Source organism: Paenibacillus sp. NPDC101420 (assembly GCF_050277435.1).
Taxonomy (GTDB): Bacteria; Bacillota; Bacilli; order Paenibacillales; family Paenibacillaceae; genus Paenibacillus_AQ.
This window is the reverse complement of the sequence record NZ_JBNNSE010000002.1, coordinates 242,291-265,936: the sequence shown is the minus strand read 5'-3', so window position 1 is coordinate 265,936 and position 23,646 is coordinate 242,291. Positions and strand designations below refer to the sequence as shown.

Annotated in this window: 15 protein-coding genes; 1 reads left to right on the top strand and 14 read right to left on the bottom strand. The window is 42.5% G+C overall.

What is annotated here, in order from left to right; genetic code table 11:
* Positions 1-17: 17 nt before the first annotated feature.
* The 12 genes from ACQKMP_RS09930 to ACQKMP_RS09875 form a co-directional block, all read right to left on the bottom strand.
* Positions 18-1,427, bottom strand: coding sequence for an extracellular solute-binding protein (locus tag ACQKMP_RS09930; protein ID WP_042190521.1), 1,410 nt, complete (start codon positions 1,425-1,427; stop codon positions 18-20).
* A 421-nt stretch (positions 1,428-1,848) separates the two neighbouring features.
* Complete coding sequence (pflA, locus tag ACQKMP_RS09925) at positions 1,849-2,586, bottom strand: pyruvate formate-lyase-activating protein (RefSeq protein ID WP_042190523.1); 738 nt, start codon at positions 2,584-2,586, stop codon at positions 1,849-1,851.
* 215 nt (positions 2,587-2,801) lie between these two features.
* Positions 2,802-5,063 carry a formate C-acetyltransferase gene (pflB, locus tag ACQKMP_RS09920; protein ID WP_042190525.1) on the bottom strand — a complete coding sequence of 754 codons (2,262 nt, stop codon included), beginning with the start codon at positions 5,061-5,063 and terminating at the stop codon, positions 2,802-2,804.
* A 252-nt stretch (positions 5,064-5,315) separates the two neighbouring features.
* On the bottom strand, positions 5,316-7,937 hold the full coding sequence (adhE, locus tag ACQKMP_RS09915) for a bifunctional acetaldehyde-CoA/alcohol dehydrogenase (protein ID WP_427469316.1): 2,622 nt from the start codon (positions 7,935-7,937) through the stop codon (positions 5,316-5,318).
* Between the two features lie 399 nt (positions 7,938-8,336).
* A complete protein-coding gene (locus tag ACQKMP_RS09910; protein WP_076300846.1) occupies positions 8,337-9,800 on the bottom strand; it encodes an ABC transporter substrate-binding protein in 1,464 nt (487 codons plus the stop codon).
* A 132-nt stretch (positions 9,801-9,932) separates the two neighbouring features.
* Complete coding sequence (locus ACQKMP_RS09905; protein ID WP_042190530.1) at positions 9,933-10,805, bottom strand: carbohydrate ABC transporter permease; 873 nt, start codon at positions 10,803-10,805, stop codon at positions 9,933-9,935.
* 1 nt (position 10,806) lies between these two features.
* Positions 10,807-11,727 carry a sugar ABC transporter permease gene (locus ACQKMP_RS09900; RefSeq protein ID WP_339242900.1) on the bottom strand — a complete coding sequence of 307 codons (921 nt, stop codon included), beginning with the start codon at positions 11,725-11,727 and terminating at the stop codon, positions 10,807-10,809.
* Between the two features lie 117 nt (positions 11,728-11,844).
* Complete coding sequence (locus ACQKMP_RS09895; protein ID WP_042190532.1) at positions 11,845-13,173, bottom strand: response regulator; 1,329 nt, start codon at positions 13,171-13,173, stop codon at positions 11,845-11,847.
* Positions 13,174-13,192: 19 nt separating this feature from the next.
* Entirely contained in the window at positions 13,193-14,986 is a 1,794-nt protein-coding gene (locus ACQKMP_RS09890; RefSeq protein WP_042190535.1) for a cache domain-containing sensor histidine kinase, read from the bottom strand.
* A gap of 820 nt (positions 14,987-15,806) precedes the next feature.
* Positions 15,807-16,442: a beta-phosphoglucomutase gene (pgmB, locus tag ACQKMP_RS09885; protein ID WP_076300843.1), complete on the bottom strand. Its 636-nt coding sequence runs from the start codon at positions 16,440-16,442 to the stop codon at positions 15,807-15,809.
* Between the two features lie 32 nt (positions 16,443-16,474).
* On the bottom strand, positions 16,475-18,757 hold the full coding sequence (locus ACQKMP_RS09880) for a glycosyl hydrolase family 65 protein (protein ID WP_427469315.1): 2,283 nt from the start codon (positions 18,755-18,757) through the stop codon (positions 16,475-16,477).
* Positions 18,754-21,060, bottom strand: coding sequence for a glycoside hydrolase family 65 protein (locus tag ACQKMP_RS09875; protein ID WP_427469314.1), 2,307 nt, complete (start codon positions 21,058-21,060; stop codon positions 18,754-18,756). The genes ACQKMP_RS09880 and ACQKMP_RS09875 overlap by 4 nt, the downstream gene beginning before the upstream one ends.
* Positions 21,061-21,478: 418 nt before the next feature.
* Between ACQKMP_RS09875 and ACQKMP_RS09870 the strand changes: the two genes are divergently transcribed.
* Positions 21,479-22,204, top strand: a complete 726-nt coding sequence (locus ACQKMP_RS09870) for a Crp/Fnr family transcriptional regulator (protein ID WP_042129903.1) — start codon at positions 21,479-21,481, stop codon at positions 22,202-22,204.
* A gap of 273 nt (positions 22,205-22,477) precedes the next feature.
* Here the strand turns inward: ACQKMP_RS09870 and ACQKMP_RS09865 are convergent, their stop codons facing one another.
* Both ACQKMP_RS09865 and ACQKMP_RS09860 read right to left on the bottom strand, forming a co-directional pair.
* Positions 22,478-23,269, bottom strand: coding sequence for a formate/nitrite transporter family protein (locus ACQKMP_RS09865; protein WP_427469313.1), 792 nt, complete (start codon positions 23,267-23,269; stop codon positions 22,478-22,480).
* Between the two features lie 52 nt (positions 23,270-23,321).
* Positions 23,322-23,642 (bottom strand): nitrite reductase (NAD(P)H) small subunit, encoded by a 321-nt coding sequence (locus ACQKMP_RS09860; protein WP_427469312.1) that lies wholly within the window; start codon positions 23,640-23,642, stop codon positions 23,322-23,324.
* Positions 23,643-23,646: the final 4 nt, after the last annotated feature.

Here is a 23,646-nt window from a genome sequence, read left to right as displayed (position 1 = left end):
ATTCAATTTGCAGCTACTTATTCAACTGCTGCGTTTGCTTCTTCTTGTACCTTCTGTAAAGCTTCGCCCATTTTCTCTGGAGTTGTCTGACCACCAATTAGCTTTTGAATTTGAATGTTACTGATTTCTGTAGTTACATCAGCTTGAACAAGTGAGTCAAATGCTGGGAACGAAGATTGTGAGTTATTAAGTACACCTACGATTTCGCTCATCAGATCATCCGTAATATTTTCATTCAGCACGTTTTGATCAATCTTCATTGCTGGCAATACGCCATCTTCAACAAGACCACGTAATTGCATTTCTTCGTTAAACAAGTTTTTGATGAAAGATTTCACAGCAGCCAATTGACGTGGATCTTTCTCAGCAGAAGCAGAGAAACCGTAGCCATTGTTTACATCACGCATCAATGCAGTTTGGTCACCTACGCCACCATCAACTGGAGGAATATTGAAGAATCCAACTTTACCGATCAAACCTTCGCCAGATTGTCCTTCTTTAAATACGGAGGATTTCCAAGTACCATCATACAAGAGGATTGCTTCACTACTAGTGAATTGTGTTGTATATTCAGCATACTCGAAACCAAGTTCGCCTTTTTTGAAGTATCCTTTGTCAACCCATTCTTTGTACTTCGCAAAACCTTTTACAACGTTTGGATCAGTCCATTTAGCTTCGCCTGTTGCAAACTTAGCGGTTACATCTGGACCTGCATAACGTGACCACAAGTGGTTAGCTAGCATAAGTGGTACCCACCCAGCCTTAGATGCACCAGCCAAAGGTACTTTTCCGTCAGCCTTGATGTCAGCCAATTGTTGTTCCAATTCAGCAAATGTTGTTGGAGCTTTCCAACCCTTGCTATTGTAGTATTCTTTGTTGTAGAAGAACCCTTCACCAGATCCACCGATAGGCAATCCGTAAATTTTTCCTTCATAAGTGAAAGGATCAAGATTTGAGAATTTATCCTTAATTCCAAGTTCCTCTAGGATTGGAGTCAGATCGAGTAATTTACCTTCTTTAGCATAGATCTTAGAGTCAGGGCTTCCGAAAAGATCGAAGATCTCTGGTGGATTACCTGCAGCCATTTCACCACGTAATTTTTCTTTACGGTTTACATCTGAATCTACTCCATCAAGCTTAAAGGTCAGACCCGGTACATCGCCTTCTACCTTTTTCACTACTTCTTGCAGAATAGCTAAACGTTTCTGTTTGTCGGCACCGATTTGAGTGTGACGAATCGTCATTTCGAACGGCTCGCTACTAACCGGTTCTTCTGTTGCTGGAGCATTTGTAGCATCCGCTGAATTCGTCGCGGTAGCGTTTCCATCTCCTTTGTTAGAAGATGCATTGTTGTTGCCTCCGCAACCTGCCAGTAAAGCTGATGATACAAAAATCAGGGACAATAGCAAAGTCATACCTTTTTTCATTTCTTGTGACCCCCCATATAATGTTGTGCTTTACACTTCTTATTATAGAAAACAGATTCCATTCTCGTAAGGTTAAGATTCATCCACTATAGGGATAAAAATCTCTAATGAAAGCGGAATCAACTACACAATATGTAATATAATATAACTTTATTTCAGTAATTATTACGATTAAAAGCTTTATGGCGTAATTTAACCATACATACACTTTGAAAATAATAATAAAAACTCAATGCAATGATACAATATATATCATAACGTATTTCCAACTGGTTAATTAACAGCTGTAAATATATCATTTTTTTAAAGCGAAAATACAAAATTACCCCTTTAAATGACATCAGACGTCCCTCATAACAAAAAAACCGTTCCTTCAGCAGTAAATCACTGAAGGAACGGCTCCACTTAATGTAGGTATAAATTATACCAACGCTGTCTGCTTACGACCTTCTTCGACTAAGCGGTACGCCCGCTGAACTTCTTCATCCGTAGGGGATGGCACTCCATCCAATTCATAAGCCTTGCCGAGCATTTCCCATTTATAGATACCCATTTGATGATAAGGTAAGATTTCAAATTTCTCAACGCCATTTAAGGTTCCAATATAACGACCTAGATTGATAAGGTCCTCTTCACGGTCATGAATGCCTGGAACATATACATGTCTAATCCACATCTTACGGTTATGATCTGACAGCCAACGTGCAAGCTTCAAGGTCCGATCATTAGATTTACCAGTTAACTTAATGTGTGCTTCTTCATCAATATGCTTCAAATCGAGCATCACCAAGTCCGTAACATCCAATAGGTCATTAATCTTGTCACCTTCGTTATAACCATTACTATCTAATGTGGTGTGCAGATTCCAACGCTTCTTAACTTCCGTAAATAATTGTTTTACAAATTGCGCCTGCAAAGTTGGTTCTCCGCCGGATACTGTTAACCCACCACCGGATGAACGATAGTAGTTTAAATATGGCTCGATCTCCGAAAGCACTTCTTCTAGAGTCATTTCCTTACCTTCATCTAAAGCCCAAGTATCAGGGTTATGGCAATACTGGCATTTCAGCAAGCACCCTTGCATAAATAAGACAAATCGAATACCAGGTCCGTCAACGGTTCCAAAGGTTTCCAAGGAGTGTATGCGACCTTTAATCATAGGATGTCATCCTTTCTCCAGGACTGACTAACAGTCCATCTTTCACGAAGAAGAATCCCTGCCCTTAAGACTGTGTTCTCCTTAATCGCGACCGTAAAATTTAAAATTTTAATGATTCTTGAACAAGATATTACCGCCCTTGAAACAAGAGCGGTAATTCCTTGCAAATATTTTAGAGCATATCTCAATGAAAGATCTTTATAAATATAAACAAATTACATTGAACCGTGGAAAGTACGGTTAATTACGTCCATTTGTTGTTCGCGAGTCAACTTGATGAAGTTAACTGCATAACCGGATACACGGATAGTCAATTGTGGATAGTTCTCAGGGTGATCCATAGCGTCCATCAGCTGTTCACGGTTAAATACGTTAACGTTCAAATGCTGAGCATTATTATGGAAGTATCCGTCCATCATGTGTACCAGGTTAGACTTACAGGATTCATCATCTTTACCCAGTGCCTTAGGTACGATAGAGAACGTATTGGAGATACCATCTTGTGCATCAGAGTAAGGCAGTTTGGCTACAGAGTTCAGTGAAGCCAGAGCACCTTTCTTGTCGCGTCCGTGCATTGGGTTAGCACCTGGTGCAAATGGTTCGCCTTTTTTACGTCCGTCAGGTGTTGTACCTGTCTTCTTACCGTACACTACATTCGAAGTAATGGTCAATACAGATTGAGTCGGTACAGCATCACGATATGTTTTGTGTTTACGGATCATAGACATGAAGGTTTCAACCAATTCTACTGCGATATTGTCTACAGCATCGTCATTGTTACCGTAGCAAGGGAATTCGCCTTCAGTTTCGAAGTCAATTGCAATACCTTGTTCGTTACGGATTGGTTTAACCTTCGCGTATTTAATCGCACTCAGTGAGTCAGCTGCAACGGACAGACCAGCGATACCGCAAGCCATTGTACGCAGAATGTCGCGATCATGCAGTGCCATTTCGATACGTTCGTAAGAATATTTGTCATGCATATAGTGAATGATGTTCAAAGTGTTAACATAAGTCTTAGCCAACCACTCCATCATCGGTTTGAAGCGTTTCATTACTTCGTCATAATCTAGATATTCAGAAGTGATAGCTGGGAATTCCGGTCCAACTTGCGCTCCGGATTTTTCGTCTTTACCACCATTAATAGCATACAGTAAAGCTTTTGCCAGGTTGGCACGAGCGCCGAAGAACTGCATTTGTTTACCGATACGCATTGGAGATACGCAGCAAGCAATCGCATAATCTTCACCCCAGTATGGACGCATTAGATCGTCATTTTCATACTGTATTGCACTAGTTTCGATAGAAACCTTAGCACAATATTTTTTGAAGCCTTCAGGCAATCTTTCGGACCAAAGTACAGTTAAGTTTGGTTCCGGAGCTGGACCCAAGTTGTACAGGGTGTTCAGGAAACGGAAGCTGTTCTTGGTAACACGAGTGGTTCCATCTTCAGCCATACCACCGATGGATTCAGTTACCCAAGTAGGGTCGCCGGAGAACAGGTCATTATAGTCAGGTGTACGCAAGAATTTTACGATACGCAGTTTCATTACGAAATGATCGACAATTTCTTGTACTTGTTCTTCAGTCAAAGTACCTTCTTCAATATCGCGTTCTGCATAAATGTCTAGGAAGGAAGAAACACGTCCCAGGGACATCGCTGCACCATTTTGTTCTTTAACTGCTGCCAGATATCCAAAGTATACCCATTGAGTAGCTTCTTTGAAGTTCATCGCTGGTTTGGAAATATCCATGCCGTGAGCAGCTGCCATTTCTTTCAATTCGCCCAGTGCACGAATTTGCTCGGACAGCTCTTCACGTAAACGAATTACTTCTTCTGTCATGGAATCAACTTCAAGCTCAGCTAGTTGTTGCTTTTTGTCTTTAATCAAGAAATCAATACCGTACAGAGCTATGCGGCGGTAGTCGCCGATAATACGTCCACGGCCGTAAGCATCAGGAAGACCTGTGATAACGCCGGATTTACGTACTGCTCTCATGTCTGGTGTATATGCATCAAATACGCCTTGGTTATGCGTTTTGCGAATGTTCGTGAACATGTCAACGATGTTTTGTGGAAGCTCGAAGCCATAAGCCTTCGTAGCATCAACCATCATCTTGATCCCGCCGAATGGCTGGATGGAACGTCTGAAAGGAGCGTCAGTCTGCACGCCTACAATTTGTTCCTTGTCCTTGTCAATGTACCCTGGAGCATGTGAAGTGATTGTGGAGACAGTATCTAGGGAAACATCCCATACGCCGCCTCTTTCTCTTTCTTCCTTGCTCAGTTGGGAAATAATCTTCCACAGTTCAGTTGTGTTACTAGTAGGACCTACGAGGAACTCTTCGTTACCTTCATAAGGCTTAATGTTACTAGCGATAAAGTTGTTAACGTCAACTTTCTTGGACCATTTACCTTTTGTAAAACTTCTCCAACCGGATTTCACTTCATTTACTTCTTTTTCAATCACCGACATGCTAAATCCCTCCATCTATATTTATTATATTTGTAGAGATCGCGGGCTTGAAGGTTGATCCCGTGTCTCGTGATCCCCAAAAGATGTGGTTGTTCCAAATTTCACAATCAACATTTCATATGTGGGACCGTTGTTTATATAAACATTCTAGTTTATTTTCTATAAAAACACTGTGACAAATATCACCTTTCGAGTGATATTTGTCACCTTTATCTAAGTCCACAACTATCCTATTCTCTATTTAACCATTTATTAATTATCAAATCTTCCGTAGAACGCATTACGGTATACATCAGCAAGCTCAGAAACCAGTGGCAGCTTAGGATTGGCAGTTGTACATTGATCTTCAAACGCACGGTCAGCCAAGTAATCTACACGGGATTCGAAGTCCTTAGGATCAAAGCCCAGTTGTTGGAACGATTCTTCGATGCCCAATTTTTTATTCATATCGCGAATAGCATTGATCAGGCTAGTTACACCTTCTTCAGTTGTGCGAGCTGGCAATCCCAGAATACGGGCAATTTCAGCATAACGCTCATCAGCTACGAAGTGCGAATATTTAGGGAACGAAGCGAACTTCGTAGGTTTTTTAGCATTGTAACGGATAACGTGTGGCATAAGGATCGCGTTAGTACGACCATGAGCAGTGTGGTACTGTCCGCCCCATTTATGCGCCAAACTGTGATTAATACCCAAGAATGCATTGGCAAAGGCCATACCAGCAAGTGTTGATGCGTTATGCATTTTCTCACGTGCTACTCTGTCGCCTTCCAGCGCCGATTTTTCAAGGTATTGGAATACCAGTTGGATCGCTTTAATAGCTAGACCATCAGTATAGTCACTCGCCATAACCGATACATAAGCTTCGATAGCATGTGTCAATACGTCCATACCTGTATCAGCAACAGCAGTTTTTGGCAAGCTGTATACGAACTCTGGATCAATGATAGCCACATCTGGAGTTAACTCGTAGTCAGCCAAAGGATATTTAGTGTGCTGTTCAGTTGTTTTATCGGTAATAACTGCGAAAGATGTTACTTCCGAACCTGTACCCGAAGTAGTTGGAATTGCTACAAATTTAGCTTTGTTACCAAGTTTAGGGAATTTGTATACCCGTTTACGGATATCCATGAATTTTTGTTTCAGACCATTAAAGTCTGCGTCTGGATGTTCATAGAATAACCACATTCCTTTTGCAGCATCCATTGGCGAACCGCCGCCAAGTGCGATAATGCAGTCCGGTTGGAATCTGTTCATCATTGCAGTACCTTTTTCAACTGTAGTTGTCGATGGATCTGGTTCAACTTCAGAGAACACTTCGATAGCTACAGGAGTTTGGCGTTGACGCAGGTAATGTTCAACTCTTTCAACATATCCAAGCTTAACCATCATTGGGTCAGTGATAATTGCGACACGTGTGATATCAGGCATTTTGGTCAGGTACTGAGTAGCGCCTTTTTCGAAATAGATCTTGTCAGGTACTTTAAACCATTGCATATTCACGGTACGACGATTCACCCTTTTCACGTTGATCAAATTGATTGCTGTAACGTTTTGCGACACGGAGTTACGTCCATAAGATCCGCAGCCCAGGGTCAACGAAGGGATATTAGTGTTATAGATATCGCCGATCGCACCATGTGTGGAAGGCGAGTTAACGAGAATACGTCCTGTTTGCAGACGGTTAGAGAACTTCATGATTACTTCTTCGTTGTTGGAGTGGATAGCCGAGCTATGTCCCATACCACCAAATTCAACAATTTGAGCTGCGCGTTCGATACCTTGATCTGCATTCTTAACTTTGTAGCAAGCAAGAACCGGGCTTAATTTTTCAGCGGAAAGTGGATATTTAGTGCCTACACCTTCAAGTTCTGCTACCAGAATCTTTGTGCCGGCAGGGACTTGAATGCCACACATTTCAGCAATTTTCACTGCGGATTGACCTACGATTGCTGGGTTAACCGCACATTTATCTACGTTCATTGCTCCACTAGTCAGTTTGGCAGCTTCTTCTTTATTCACAAAGTAGCAGCCATTAGCAATCATCTTTTTCTTCACTTGATCGAAGATTGGTTCTTCGATAATAACAGCTTGCTCGGAAGCACAGATCATACCATTATCAAATGTTTTAGAAAGAATGATGTCCGTTACGGCTTGATCAATATCCGCGCTCTTTTCAATGAAAGCAGGTACGTTACCAGGGCCTACGCCAAGTGCTGGTTTACCACAGCTATAAGCTGCTTTTACCATTGCAGAACCACCAGTTGCCAAGATAAGAGCAACGTCTGGGTTGTTCATCAATGCGTTTGTCTTGTCCATTGTTGGCATTTCAATCCATTGGATACAGTTCTCAGGAGCGCCAGCTTTCACGGCAGCATCATGAAGAATTTTTGCAGCAGCTGCACTACACTCTTGCGCAGATGGGTGGAAACCGAATATAATAGGGTTCCGTGTCTTAATCGAAATCAACGCTTTAAACATCGTGGTGGATGTAGGGTTGGTTACCGGTGTGATACCCATAACAATTCCGACGGGTTCAGCAATTTTTTGGAAGCTATCATAAGCGTTGTCTTCAATAACGCCTACTGTTTTATCGTATTTAATTCCGTGCCAGATATATTCAGTTGAGAAGATGTTCTTCGTAATTTTGTCTTCGTATACGCCGCGTCCAGTTTCTTCTACGGCCAATTTTGCGAGGTACATATGTTTGTCGAGTCCAGCCAACGCCATTGCATGAACGATTGTGTCAACTTGCTCTTGGTTTAGCGCCATGAACGCCTCATGCGCTTTTTTTGCTTTATCCACTAAATTCTGAATATACTCTTCAGCGGTAACTTGTTTAACTTGGGCGGCGACTTCGTTCTTAACTGCCATCTCCCTCGTCCTCCTGTCAATTTTTAGTTGTTTTTCTCTACACATTTATCTTATCACATGATTTCCACCTTGTATAGTGAAATCTTTCACAAAGTATAAAGTTTTTTTGATTTGTTTTCAAAGCGCTTTCATTCGATCATATTATAGTCTTTTTACCATATTATGTGCTATAAAACCCTTTAAATCTTAGAATTATACTTTAATAAGCAAAATTTCAGCTCCTTTTTATTCCATATATCTAAAATCAGTACACAAAAATGTATCTCTTCATCACAGTCAATTACGATTTCTCTACACTGTAATAATTTCCAAATGATTATCACTATTTCTGAAGATTTATAAATTTATAAATCTTCACAACAAAAAACCGACCCCAAAGGGGCCGGTTTTTGCATTAGACTATTCCGCTTTAATCGTATCAAAGAATTTCTCTTGCACTGTTTTAGCTGCTGCTTCTAACTGGCTCTTGGAATCCGTTCCTTTTTTGGAGAACAGCTCTTGAATAACATTGGACATGGTTGCGTAATAGTCCTGTGTGTTGTATTGAGCTTCAGGTTTACCATCCAAAAGTCCCATAATGTCAGGGCTATATTGGTATACATTTGTGTACTTGTCATAAACCGCTTTGGTCTTCTTACCAAACTCAGAATCAGCTGAGTAGTAGTCTAAGAGCGGCGGGATAAAGTATTTGCCATCGGTTGTACGTTGTTGAAGAATTGCATCCAGTGCTTCCAAACCTTTGTCAGAGAAATAATCAAAAGTAATGTAGCGGAATGCCATTTCTTGTTCATCTGGCGTAGCATTTGGATTAATTACTAGATAGTCACCACCAAGTACCCCTGTGTGTTTTCCGCCTTTTTCCATAGCTGGCATAGGATACGTAAGCACATCCTCAGGTTTCAGTCCACCTTGGTTCAGCGCTTGCTCGATAACGCCATCAGATCCGGCCATTACCATTGCTGTACGACTTTGTTGGAACGCACCTACAGCATCGCCCCAACCAAGTGCCCAGTCCTGAGGAATCGCGTTAGCTTCCCATCTAAGTTTCTTGTAGAAATCCAGTGCTTTAACGCCAGCATCGGAATTAAATGTAGCTATAACCTTACCGCCTTCAATCTTTTGAATCTCTCCGCCAGCTTCAAACAGGAAGTTGGTCCAGTTCCAACCTGATTCGTTCCCCTTACCCATTGGAGCAATACCGGAAATACCTTTTTTGGCATCAGCTACACCTTTAGCCGTATTCAGCATATCATCCCAAGTCCAATCCATAGGTGGAATGGCTACGCCTTTTTCATCCAGCATTTTTTTGTTGATCATAGTGGTTGTTACATAACCTTTTTGTGTTACTCCGAAAACTTTGCCGTCGATAATAAATTGATTTTGAAGCACGGTGTTAATTTGATCTTTAAATTCATATTTGTTCCACAGATCTGTGATGTCAGCAACCCAGCCCTTTTCAACCAGGAATTTAGCTTCTGTAGCAAAAGTATTAAAGAAGGTTGGTGCTTCATTCGCAGCCATTTTAATTCCGATTTCACTTACATTGTACTGCCAGTCGTCTTTAACGATTTCTACGTTCGGATATACCTCTTGGAAACGTTTGATTTTGTCGTCTTCCTGTGCTCTTATTTCAGTCAGGTCAGGTGTTGGATAGTGAATCTTGATCGTCACTTTTCTTTGAGTAATGTCATCCACTGGCGCATCCGTAGCGGTTGCTGTATTATCCGTTACCGCATTTGTTGGCGCAGCAGATGCTTCCCCGCCTTTGTTCCCCGCTGTGTTTCCGTTATTGTTGCCGCTGCAAGCAGATAGCAACGATCCGGCTACAAGTACGCTTAGTAGAACGCTAGAGTACTTACGCATTGAAACTCCCCTTTTCAATTCATAATTATCTTACATATCGATCATAGATTAGAAACCGTTTACAAACGAGGTGCATTTATATTCCTTTCATGTGCATGTTTACGATCCGTGGATAAATCCGTCGATAATTGCTTATCCTTTCACTGCCGACAAAGCAACCCCACGCATAATGAATTTCTGGAAAATCAAGAAGACAATGATTGGAGGCAAGGATACTATAAACAGGATTGCAAATTTAATATTAGTATTGAGTGCCTTCACATTAATAACGTATTTATAAATGGCTGTCGCAAGCGTATATTTCTCTTCACTGTGCATAACCAGAGATGGCCAGAACCAGTCATTCCATGCAGTAGAAAAGATAAAGATCGCTAATGTAGCAAAAATCGGAATGGATAGTGGCACGGCAATGGAGAAAAAGCTTCTCGGCTCAGAGGCCCCATCAATTCGTGCTGCTTCAAAGATTTCTGGATGAATCCCGTCAAAAAAGTTCTTTAACAATAGAAAGTAGAACGTGTTCGCTCCCGCCGGCAACCAGAAGGCCGCATACTGATTCAGCAATCCGAGCTCTTTCAAATTGACAAAGTTCGGGATCATGTAACTGGTCGCCGGAATAAACAATGTCATCAGGAAGAAGAAGTAAATAGCTCTTTTGTAAGGAACATTCATACGAGAAATACTAAAAGCCGACATTCCCAATACGACAAGCGTCACGACCATATTCCCTAAAAAGATATAAATGGTGTTTCTAAGGAACATGGGTAGATCAATGTAGTTCATCGCGTCTTTAAGGTTGCTGAAGTGCCATTCCTGAGGGAAAAAATGAGGCGGGAATGAATTCACTTCTTGATTCGACTTCAACCCGTTGAATAACGTCATACAAATCGGGTACAACATGCTAAAAACCATAACCAAAATAACGACGCACATCAAACCATAAACGATCTTATTACTTGTTTTTTTCAAATCGTGTTCTGAAAGAATTCCTCTATCTGCGCTTTTCATCTTAGTAGTCCTCCTTGTTAAGCTTGAACTGTAAAATGCCCAAACCACCTAGGACAATGAACATTAACATGCCAAGCGCAGTAGCTGTTCCATAATCGAGTCTTGTAAATGCATATTTCACGATCAACAGCGCATAGGTAAGCGTAGTATTATTTGGACCGCCATCAAGCAGCGCCATCTGTGACTGATATCCTTGTGAAGTACCAATAATTTGCAGGATCAGCATCAAAAAGATTAAATTACGCAGTGAAGGCAATGTGATGTACTTTATACGTGCCCATATACCTGCTCCATCAATCTCAGCGGCTTCATACCAATCTCTTGGAATGCTGAGTACGGCAGCTAAGTAAATTAGCATCCCTGATCCGAACTGCTGCCATGTTTCCATAAACACAAGGGAAATCATCGACCATCTTGTATCTGTTAAGAAGGCAACCTGATCCACACCCATTGTGCCTAGTAACGCATTAATCGGGCCCACCGGATCATAAAGCCATCTCCACAGTCCATAGAGAACCACACCAGGCATTACGAAAGGAAGGTAAGCCGCTACACGTACAAAGCCCCCAAACTTTCTCAGCTCCGAGATCATGATGGCAAAAGCAATCGGAACCCAAAAACCGATAATAAGACATAGAAACATGTAATACCCAGTGTTCTTTAATGCGGTCAAAACATCTGGATCACTAAGTGCTCTACTGTAGTTCTCAAAGCCTACAAAGCTATTACCTTTCACAAAATCAACATGGTAGAAGCTGTACAGTAAGCCTTTAAAAATTGGAACCCACAAGAACATAATAAAAACAATTACGGCAGGTACGAGGAACATATATCCCCAAAAGTTTTTCTTCCAGCGGTTTTGCTTGTACGGTGTCCCCTTCAGCGTCGCCGGGTTTTCGGTTACTACTGCGGTTTGATTCATCAGGCTCCCTCATTCCATTGTTCTATCAGCATTTTTCGCAAAATGCTTCCTACCTTAAATTGTAGGAAATGAGGGTTGTACTGAACATGTCTATATCTACCGAAGTCATGAGTGTTTTTACTTCTTCAATTCACTGGGGCTAATCCCATAATATTTTTTGAAAATTTTACTAAAATGCTCGGGCGATTCATAACCCACACGTTCCGCAATTTCGTATCTGCGAAGATCGGTATTCAAAATCATCTCCCGACTTTCTTCCATCCGGAGCTTAATTACATATTCCCACAGGTTATAACCTGTATTTTTCTTAAATAGGTAGCTCAAATAATTGGGGCTAACATGATTCTTCTTAGCCACATCGTGAATAGTAAGTCCTTTTTGCGCATAGTTCTCGTCAATATATTCTTTTGCTTTTTGTACGATCAGATTGCTATGCGTATGAAGTTCTTCTACAGAAGGATCACTCGTGTAACTGTTCCAGTTGAAATCCCCATAATAGAACACGTAATGGTCACTATGCTCATTATTCCAGAGAATTGCATTAGAGGCCTGACGGTTCAACACGGCCATAAACGAAAGCCCCTTTAAAATCTGGCTAATGCCAATGACCACATTCAGATGTAAATATTTATGGATATTAAAATGTAGACTACGACCAAGTATATCTAGCCTGTTGATTTGGCCGGCAGAAGAATCCTCATAGCTTTTTTCATCCCATTGAATAATGATCGTAATTTCTCCATCCGGCGCATAAAAGGCTATCGAGTTCCATTCCTGATCCATTAATTCTTTGGCAATGTTCAGCGCAGCATAACAAAGAAGCCGTCTGTCCCGAATAGTATACTGCTTCTCCTGGTTTACTCCAGTCAGTGGTACCTTAAGTTTTAAGACGGAAAAATACGGCCCTTGTAGCTTCAGGTTATCCAGCTTCAGCAGGTTATCTCCTTCAGCTAGTACAACTCCAGGGTCAATGAGCAATTCGTTCAAGAGCTTGCTATATTCCGGCAGCGGCTCTTCCAGTCGAAAGCTTTCGTTAATTCCAGACATGAAGACATCTAGTTCTGGTGAGGGCTTCCCCATCTTAAGGAGTACATTTCGGACCGAATCCAAAAACTGCTCACTATTCAAAGGCTTGATTAAATAATCCTTTGCCCCGAGCCTAACAGCCATTTGAGCATATTGAAACGTCTCATGAGCAGAAATCACGATGGTCTGTACCCATGGTTTGGCTAGTTTGGCATGCTGCATCAAATCAATTCCACTCATCGCACCCATCTGTATGTCCGTAACGAGCAGATCAATTTCCTCCATACGTATACAGTCTAGTGCTTCAAATCCGCTATTAGCTGTATAGATATTAGAAATATCCAGCCCGGATGAAGCTAATAAATTGCTCAATCCTTTACAAATCAATGGTTCGTCATCCACAACCAATATATTGAACATATCTGCATGCTCCCCTTCCTTAGTCCTGATTCTCCGATTTCGGAAGCTTAACTGTTACTAGCGTTCCGCCTTCTGTACGAGGGGTATAGCTGATGCCATAATCAGAGCCAAAATGTAAATGAATACGCTGGTTAATATTGCGGATACCATAACCGCTAGTGGGATTGGGGCTTTCATCATTCAATACAGCTTCTATGGCTTCATAGTCAACAGACTTATAGCCGTTATCTTCAATAGAGATCCTAACGGTTTCATCCTCACACACTGCTGTGATGGTGATCTCACCATCCTCGCCCATATTTTTAACCCCATGAATAATAGCATTTTCTATTAATGGCTGCAGCGTGATTTTTGGAATTAGGTTGCTTTTCGTATCCGGGTGAATATTCATCACAACTTGAAATACATAATCATAACGGTGCTGCTGTAGCTTGATATAGGCCGTTGCATGCTCCAGCTCTTCTTCAAGGCTGATCAGCTCCCTTCCCCGACTAAGACTGATCTTCATTAATTTGGACAATTCCTTGATCATCTCGGCGGATTCGACATTTCCTTCTAAAGAGCTTTTCCAATAAATGCTCTCTAGGGTGTTGTAAAGCAAATGAGGGTTGATTTGTTGATATAGAAGTTGAAGCTGGGATTCCTTCTGTTTAAGCTCCATCTGATATTTGTATGTGATTAATCCGTTCAGCCTTCGGGCCATATCATAAGTAGAAGCAATCAGCACACTGACCTCATCGTTACTCCCCCTCCGTGGTGTCTCTGGAACTCGATTACCCGGCTCGTATTTTCGCACGAAAAAAGCCAGCTTTTGCAAAGGAGTCATTAATGAACGCCAGAAGTACGTAATCATAATTAGTCCAAATACTGCATAAGCCACGGTGATATATTGAATAACACTTTTCATTTCGTTCTGTTGCTGCAGTAGCGCCTTCACTGGAACTTTGTAGACCAGTTTTTGTCCAAGCGCATGGTTATTGTTAACCACATAGATAAAATCGGAGGTAATCACATCCACTGTACCTTCCAGATCCTCGGCAACAACCGTCTCCGGCAGCTCAATCACTTCTCCAGTATTATTCGTAGTGGAGGCGAGAACACGATTGTTTAAATCTGTTAAATAAATTTCGCCGTCAGGCAAAGAGATGGATTTGAGAGATTCTCCAATTTTAGAGTCCATTTTGGTGATGACCAAAACCCCTATAGTCTCCGCTTTTCTGGAAATGTTGTTTACAGCTCTCATGTAAGTAAGTGTCTTTAAATTCTCCGCTTGAGCGCTTAGCCTCTCCGTGAACTTCAGCGAGCCGCGTCCTTTCTTCTGAACAACCTCCTCAAACCAGTAAGGCTCTTCGGCTTTAGAAAAGAAATAAACTCCCGCCTTCTTAACCTGTGGAAAATTGGGAGCAAAAAAGTAATAATCATTCGGATCGTATATATAAAGGGAGTAATAGATGCCATCACCACGTTCAGCCCCCTGAGAGTAACTGACCAACAGCTTCTCTATTGTCTCATATCGTTTGACCCGCTCCAGTATGGTATCCGAGCCAGTCATATTCATTTGCTGAATCAGAGGATTTTGAATCACGGTGGTAGTGATTTTATTAACTGTATCGATATCCCGATTAATGATCGTAAAGTTCTGCTTGTTCAATTCCACATATGCATTCGTAACATGGCGCTTCAGTATTTGCTCTGCCTTCAAATTCCCATATATGTTCAAAAAGAAGATCGGAGAAATCATAATCAGAAATAGCAGGATGAGCTGCTGCTTGACGTTCAGCTTTCGAATCAATCTAATCAGCCTAGACAACACTATAGTCACACCTCCGGGTTAAATAACTATATCAAAGGGATAAACGCTTACATATGTTCATTTTAAAGTTTTTTATGGTCATTTGTATGTAGTTTTTTTCTGTTGTGCGGATTTAAATGAGAGGGAATCATGGTGTCATTACGAGGAAACTTTGGACTTACGGCCGCTGTTGTCTCCAGATTTTCTGATTTATACCGCCAATGGCTGATAAAATCCGGAGACAAAGGCGGACGCTTTCGCTCCTCCAGTTCCAAAATTCCTCTCCATGACCTTCTTCCCTCTCAAAAAACCGAAAACAGAAAAAAGGGAGGGCGGGCAGGGACCACTGCGTGGGGCTTTGGGGGACACTTATAACTGGTCATTTCTAGGAAGGATTATGAGGGTAGGTGATATGTACGTCACTACGTGGAGCTTTTAGGCTTACGATCGCTGTTATCCTCAGATTTCCTGATTTTATACCGCTTGGCGGTAGAAATCTGAGGATAAAGGCGACCACTTCGTTTCTCCAGCTCCAAACCTCCACTCCGCAACTCCATCACCGGAATTCTTAAAAAACAAAAATAGAAAAATAGGGCGGGAGAGTGAAGGCCACTGCGTGGGGCTATGAGAGGTATTATTCGCCTCTGTTTTACACTGTTGTGGGCTTCACATTTGTTGAGCCTTTGGATGAGCGATTGGATTACCCAATGAGCGACATTACTACTTGGTGTGCGCAGTTGTACTTGATAGCTGAATACACAGCGTGAGCACAGGAATTTAAAGCAAAAAAAGACCGACCCCACAGTAGCATCAGCTACTTTGGAGTCGGTCCCCTTTTTATTTAACTCAACAACTCATACAATCCTTTTACAACCATATCGGCTTCCTTCAGCACTTCCGGCTTACCTATGCCTACTACCTTCATACCTGCAGCCTTACCTGCTTGAACGCCCGCTTCCGCATCCTCAAACACGACACATTCGTCCGGCTGTAAGCCTAGCTCCTGACCAGCGATCAAGAATACCTCCGGGTCCGGCTTGGCAAGTGACACTTTGTTACCGTCAACTACGGCATCGAACAGATCCGTAATGTTCAGCTTATTCAAAATAAACTCTGCATTCTTACTAGCTGAACCTAACGCAATTCCAATCCCGCGCGTTCTCAGTCCAGTTAAGTATTCTTTGACCCCAGGAAGCAGTTCCGACTCCTCAAGCTTAGAGATGTACTCTACATATAGGCGATTCTTCTTCTCCGCCATCGCAAGCTTCTCCGCTTCTTCAAATTGTAGGCCACCAACTTCCAGAAGAATATCGAGCGATCTCATCCGGCTCACGCCCTTAAGACGTTCGTTATCCTCCTCTGTAAATGTAAAGCCTAGCTCGTCAGCAAGACTCGCCCAAGCCAAATAATGATATTTGGCCGTATCTACAATAACGCCGTCCAGATCGAAAATGGCGCCTTTCATATTTTGCAACATGGATTTACTTCCTCTCCGTTGTTAGTTAATGACTATACTGTTGTTTCGGCCAAGGTTAGACGCAAGCTCTCACCTGCACCACAGGACTTTCCTTCTCCCCCTTGTACCGAGAACACCAGAGTCCCGCTGTAGTCGGCTGCTGTGGTAACTGTAACTTCATCCTTGCTGATCCGCAACTTAAAGGTATTCCCCCGAAGCGTAACCGGAAGCTCAACAGACTGCCAATGTTTAGGCAGTGAAGGTTTGATATGGACAGTTCCCCCATCATAATCCAACCCTGCAAAACCAAGCACCGCAGCCATCCAAGCACCACCGTTAGCGGCTGGGTGGGTACCACCGATATAAAGATCGCCTACGTACTGCTTAGATTCTCCCGTGAGATCAACAGTAGCCGTGCGCATAAAATATGGATATCCCCAATCCGGCGAACCAATATCGGCAGCTACCAAAGCGTAGATACAAGGACTAAGACTTGACCCATGCTCGGTGCGCGGTTCGTAGAATTCCCAGTTCGCTTGTTTCACTTCCTTGGTGAAGGAATGTTTGAATAGATTTAACATCAAAACGACATCCGCTTGCTTCAGTATTGTTGTGGTTGTGGCTAATCCATTACCGCCACCCAAATACTCATTTTTGTTAAGTACACGGGATTTCAAATCTGGCAGCCTAACATCTTCTAAGGTGAAGTAACGGTCGAATTGTTCGATGACAAGACTGGCAGGGTCTGGCTGCGGAACATAGAAGCTATCCAGCATAGCTTTGAACTCTGTCAGAAACGGACCTTCACTAAACTCTGTAGACAGTTGGTTGTACACTTCCGGATACTTATCTTGCAGCAATTCTGCTGTGCGCAAGGCAATCTCCAGTGTCTCCTTAACCAGAGCATTCGTAAAAGCATTATTGTTTACACGCTCATGATATTCGTCTGGACCTGTTACATCTAGAATCTCGAAGCGTTCTTTTACTGAATTATAGTAAGCATAAGAGTAGAAGAACCGGGCACATTCCCAGATCACTTCCGCCCCTCCGCTAGTCAGCAGACTCTCGTCACCTGTAAATTGAACGTATTTCCAGATCCCATGTACAACATCCCCACTGATATGAACCTGCTTATCACGGAAATAAGTCCGCATTGGTCGACCGGTAAATACATCATTCACATTAAACAGTGTACAAGCATCGTCTCCTGTATCCTGACTTTCCCAAGCATAGAATGCTCCCAAAAAACCATATTCCGCGGCCTTCCGGCGAGCTCCGTCCAAGGTATGAATCCGGTACATCATCAGGTTGCGAGCAACCGTTGGATCAGTATGCAGGAAGAAAGGCAGCATAAACATCTCCGTATCCCAGAATACGGCCCCTTTATAGACCTGACCCGATAAACCTCGAGCCGGGATAGAAACCTTTTCCGAAACTGTAGGTGCAATAATTAACAGCTGATAAATACTGTATCTTAGAGCAAACTGGGCATCCTCATCGCCTTCGATAATGACATCGCTAAGTGACCATCTTTCTTCCCATTGCTGGCGATGTGCCTGTAATAACTCGTCATAACCGAGCGTTTCAGCAGCTAGAACAGACTTTACTGCTTCTGACTCCGGTACACTAACATCAAGTCCAGTATATACCGCAACGTACTTAAACCATTCATAGGTCTCACCCGCGCGCGCTTCAAAAGAAATCCGGCGAATACTAGCGCCCTCATCCAGTTGCTGATCTCCGAAATTAAATACGGTTCTCTCCGCCACAACTACCGGAATGTTCAATTCTCCACTAGTGGAGGAAGAGACTAGTACCTCACCCTGTGACTGTACTTTTTGACCATAGAGGTGAGGACCATTGATATCCCATACATCTACGTCAATCCCAGTCTCAATCACAATTTGGCAGTCCTGTGTACTATGGATAGAGTATTTACTAACGAGCAGGTGAAGTTTGTCCTGGCTTACGAAACGATCTGCTGTAAATGTCAACATCCCACCATCAGATAGACTATAGCCAGTGCTCCGATGATGAATGGCACTACGAATATTCAGCTCCTGAACATGAGAGCTCGGTTCACGCTCTAGCACACTTAAAGATTGACCGTTGCAGACAATCTTGGTCCATAATCCATTAGGAGCATTGACAGGTTCTCTCCACTTCTCTCCCGCTTTGTCATATAGACCAGCTAAAGTTACGGCAACTAACTCAGTTTTACCGAATTCCTCTAGTGTCCCGCGATATCCCATATAGCCATTGCCTAACATATATTTGTTCCCGTTCGTCGTCACAAGTTGCTTGTCAAAACAGCTATCCCTAACCGCCCAGCTCATCGAGCCAACATCCCTTCACCTAGCGGAAGCGTCGTCCCGGATGCGTCCACCGTAATTGACTGCCCATACACTGTAATATCAGTGCTACCCCCATTAATTGCGGTGAGCGTTACTGAAGTCTTGTTGACCAAAATACGTAGTAATACCCCTTCATACATCACTTGGAAGCTATACTCGTTCCAGCGCTCCGGCAATGAAGGCTGGAAGGACAAACGATCCCCATCTGAACGCATACCTCCAAAGCCATACACAATATTCATCCAAGCGGCTGCAATCGAAGTCGTGTGCAATCCTTCGCGTGTGTTACGGTTGTAATTGTCTAAATCCAGTCTTGTCGCAAATTCAAAGAACGAATAGGCTTCTTCTGGCTTACCGATTTCGCTTGCCAGTATGGAATGGATCGAAGGTGAAAGTGAAGACTCATGAATACATCTAGACTCGTAATATTCATAGTTAGCAAGCTTCGCTTCTTTAGAGAATTGTCCATTATATAAGAACATAAACATGAGAACATCCGGTTGCTTAATCATGTCATAACGGTACAATCGATCATACGACCAGTTCGAGTAGAGCGGAAACTCTGTTACAGGAATGGAATGAATATCAATATGTGGCATATCGAAGAATCCATCATGCTCCTCAAATACTCCTGTGACTTCATCAACCGGAATCTTCATATTGTCTGCTTTATTTTTCCAATCGGTAAGCTCTTCGTCACGGAGTCCCGTCTTTTCCGCAACCATTGCAAAAGCCTCTGGTGCCTGTTCTTTCATTTCACTCAGGGTGTCTAAGGTGTATTCAAATGATTTTTGGGCCATCAAATTAATATAGCAGTTATTATTCACCATCAATTGGAACTCATCAGGACCCATTACGCCAAAATATCCATATTTCCCACTCTGTTGACCCCATTGACCGCGTGTAGCATAGAATCTACTGATCTGGATCAGCATTTCAGCGCCTTTACTGTGCAGGAATTCTTTATCCCCAGTATTTTTGACATAATGCCAGATACCATAGGAAATAGCAGTCCCTACATGAAGCTGAAGATTCGAATGCTGCCAGAGATCACAGCTTTCTGTTCCGTCTATTGTAGCAATAGGGTAGCAAGCGCCATCGCAATCAACATCTTTAGCACGTTGCATAGCCTGAGGTAATGTCTTATATCTAAAGTCCAGTAAACTCCGTGCAGCCTTAGGATTATTAAACATATAGAATGGTAAGCAATACGACTCTGTATCCCAGAACGCCAAACCACGATACACTTCTCCAGTCAATCCTTTAGCGCCGATGTTGAACCCTGGATGATCACCATGATAAGTCTGATAAAGCTGGAAAATGCAAAAACGAATGCCCTGCTGATTCTCAGGATCGCCCTCAATCCGAATATCACTTGTCTCCCAGATACCATTCCAATATGCCGTCTGATCCGCGAATATTTGAGTATCGCTCAGTTGGCTTGCACTTTCAGCAAGAGCTAGCCCTTTGCTCCACAGCTCTTCAGCTGTATGGGCAGATTCACTATCCGAATAGTTGATAACCAGCTTTGTAAAATGGGTCGCTTCTCCCTGAGCAAGATCCATAGTAAAGCTTTGTCCAATAAATTTCTCATGTTCAACTCGCGTAAGCTGAAGCGGCTGTGAAGATTGTAAAGAAAAGCTAGAGAATAGCTTGTTAGCTGTATTCACTGTTCTCGCCATAATAGCTGTGGTAGATCCTTGTTCTCCACTGCGGAGACTACTCCACATACATTCGCCGCGTTCCTCATGAATAATGCTGAAATCAAGACCTGCACAAATGTCCACGCTGCCCGAGAAATTAAGGGGCTCAAATTCCACCCGCTGTAGTCCCAGATGAGACATCGTCATACTTACCAAGCGTGTAAAGACAACTTTTAAGATTTTTCCATCATCTAGGTGCCAGATTAGCTCCCGCCGATAGGTCCCACTACGAAGATCCAGTTTGCGCACATAATCCGATATTTTACTTTTTGCCAGATCAAGCTGTTCACCATTCACAGTGATCCGCGTATACAGCCAGTCCACCGCATTTACCATATATCTCAGCGAGCGAATAATCCCCTTATAATGATTGCCAATGTCCAATTGTTCATTTAGCCCGTTGAAATAACTGCCTTGCAGGGAATCCCCAGAGTAACCTTCCTCAGCATACCCCCGCACACCCATATACTCATTTCCCAGTGAAAAAATAGATTCCGAGGTCCGATTTCGTTCTGGATCAAAGCCCTCTTCAATAATTGCCCAAGGATCTACCTTAAGATATTTGTCCGCCACTTTAGCCATGTATGATTTCCCCTTCTCCTGGTTTTTGCTCCATTCTCAGGATATCGTTCCATACCCGTTGCGCCAATGTCTGACCTTAATGAAGATGTGTGCGTTTATACGGAGTTGAAATCGAACGAATTTCTATATAATGAATTTTTACAGTATAATATGTAGAATCTAATAAGAACAAAAAAAACAGCGACAGACCCATTATTTGAGAATAATGGATTGCCACTGCTGATATATAAAGAACATATACTTCTTACTCCTTTTTAGTTAAAAATCATATTACATCTTGCACTTTTGAAGTGAAAATAATCACAATGTTGAAAATTCGACACTTTTAAATGGTTTTTCTTAACCAAATCGAAGAATTTAGAGGTATAATTAATTTAAAATTTACTGAAAAACTGAGGGAATAAAGGGGATGTCGATTATGCTAAAAGAACATTACAATGTCATCGAAGCCCACGGAAATACAAACTGTTTCTCCGAACAGAATTTCAACAGACTTCTTGTTACTATGAAAGAGCGCGTTGTTCCAGAGGGTTCACATCTTTTCTGGGAAGGCGACTACTCGGATAAATTGTTTTATATCAAACGTGGACGTGTGAAATTAACTAAATCAACGGATGAAGGTAAAGAACTTATTCTTTATATGTACCAAGCCGGCGATATGGTAGGTCAAGCGGACCCATTCTTCAGCACCAAGCACAGCTTTACTGCAGAAGTGATTGAAGAAAGTGAAGTTGGCGTTATCGAGCAAAAGGATTTAGAAATTCTCATTTGCCAACATTGTGATTTTGCCATCGACTTTATGAAATGGATGGGCATTCATCACCGTCTAACTCAAACAAAATTCCGTGATCTTATGATGTACGGCAAACCAGGCGCACTTTGCTCCACTCTCATTCGACTCGGCAACACCTATGGTGAGAAGAGCAGCGATGGTGAGAATATCCTCATCAACAAAAAAATTACGCATACAGATTTGTCCAACATGATCGGCGCTACTCGTGAGAGTGTGAACCGGATGTTGAGCGACTTGCGTAAAAAAGACGCGGTTGAGTACGAGAACGGTATGATTGTCATCAAGGATCTTGGCATGCTGCAGGAAATTTGCCACTGCGAAATGTGTCCAAACGAGATCTGCCGCATCTAATTTCCGTTTATAATATACCCTCTATTCTCCTCAATGAAACATATATGACCCAATTATTCTGCACAATATAAAATAGAGTGGTCAAAGGCGCCTAAACATAGGCGTCTTTTTTTATACCACAAGACAAGCAAAAACGCCTTCGGCGTCCCTAATGGACGGTAAGCGTTTATGCGAGAAATATAAGGATAATTTATAGCGTGAAACTTATACTTTCTTATATTTAGAAAAAGAGCTGAACCCGAAATTGGGTCAGCCCTATAACTATATATACTCTTAACGCTTGGTCTGAGTACCCCGCACGGGAGAGATCATCCAGTAGGCCATACCGACGAATACGCCACCGCCAATTATATTTCCTAAGGTAACAGGAATCATATTGTGGATCCATCCGGCAATTGTAACGGTGTCAGGGTGATTCGGGAGCAACACAGCAACACTCAGCAGCGTCATATTAGCCACACTGTGCTCATATCCACTCGCAATAAAGGCAAATAAACACCACCAGATTAAAACCAGCTTGGCAGTTTCACTTTTGGCGCGTGAGGCCATCCATAGCGCTAGACAGACCAGCCAGTTACATAGAATCCCACGGAAAAATAGCTCTGAAAACGGAAGGCTCATTTTCTTGGCTGCAGCCGCAAAGATCAGATGCTCTGGGGGAGCCGCACTGAATAGCCCAGTTCCTCGAATCAAAAGTGCTAAAATCACTGCCCCTATCACATTCCCTACAAACACAAGCACCCAGTTCTTGACAGTATCCCAGATACTTGTTCTACCAGCAAGTGTACTAACCGTAAAGAACATATTATTTCCGGTAAACAGCTCTGAGCCTGCAAACACAACAAGAGTCAAGGCAATACCGAAGGATGCACCCATAATGAGGGGTTGGAAAGGCGCTTTGGCAGCCGCTAGAGGCGCTCCCAGCGAGAAAATAAGGATAATCCCAATGCCTACATATGCCCCTGCCAAAAGGGCTGTTAGAAAATATCTTGGTAAATTTTCATTCATTTGGTCTCGCTTGCTGACTGCCGCCTCGACAATGTTCTCCACACTTTGAGTAAACATAATACTCCACCCCACCGTTTTCTATTTCATCCTTTACTACAAGCTTCGGTGTCTACAAGCTCACTGTCACAATGTCTCCGACAAGGGAGACTGGATAAGTCATAACGATACCTTGATCCGGTGCCTGAACTTCACCCGTGCGAAGATCTATTTTCCAATCATACAGTGGATCATAAAGAAAGTGACCCGAAACGATCCCTTCAGCAAGCGGCCCCCCTTTTGGATGAGGGCTCCTATTCTGAAGCGCATAGATCGCTCCGTCAGAGGTACGAAATACAGCCAGCTCCACATTTCCAGCCACAATTACCCGGCCAATCTGTAACAGGAAATCCTGTACAGTTCCTATCGTATATATCTGCGTTGCCATTTTCATTGTT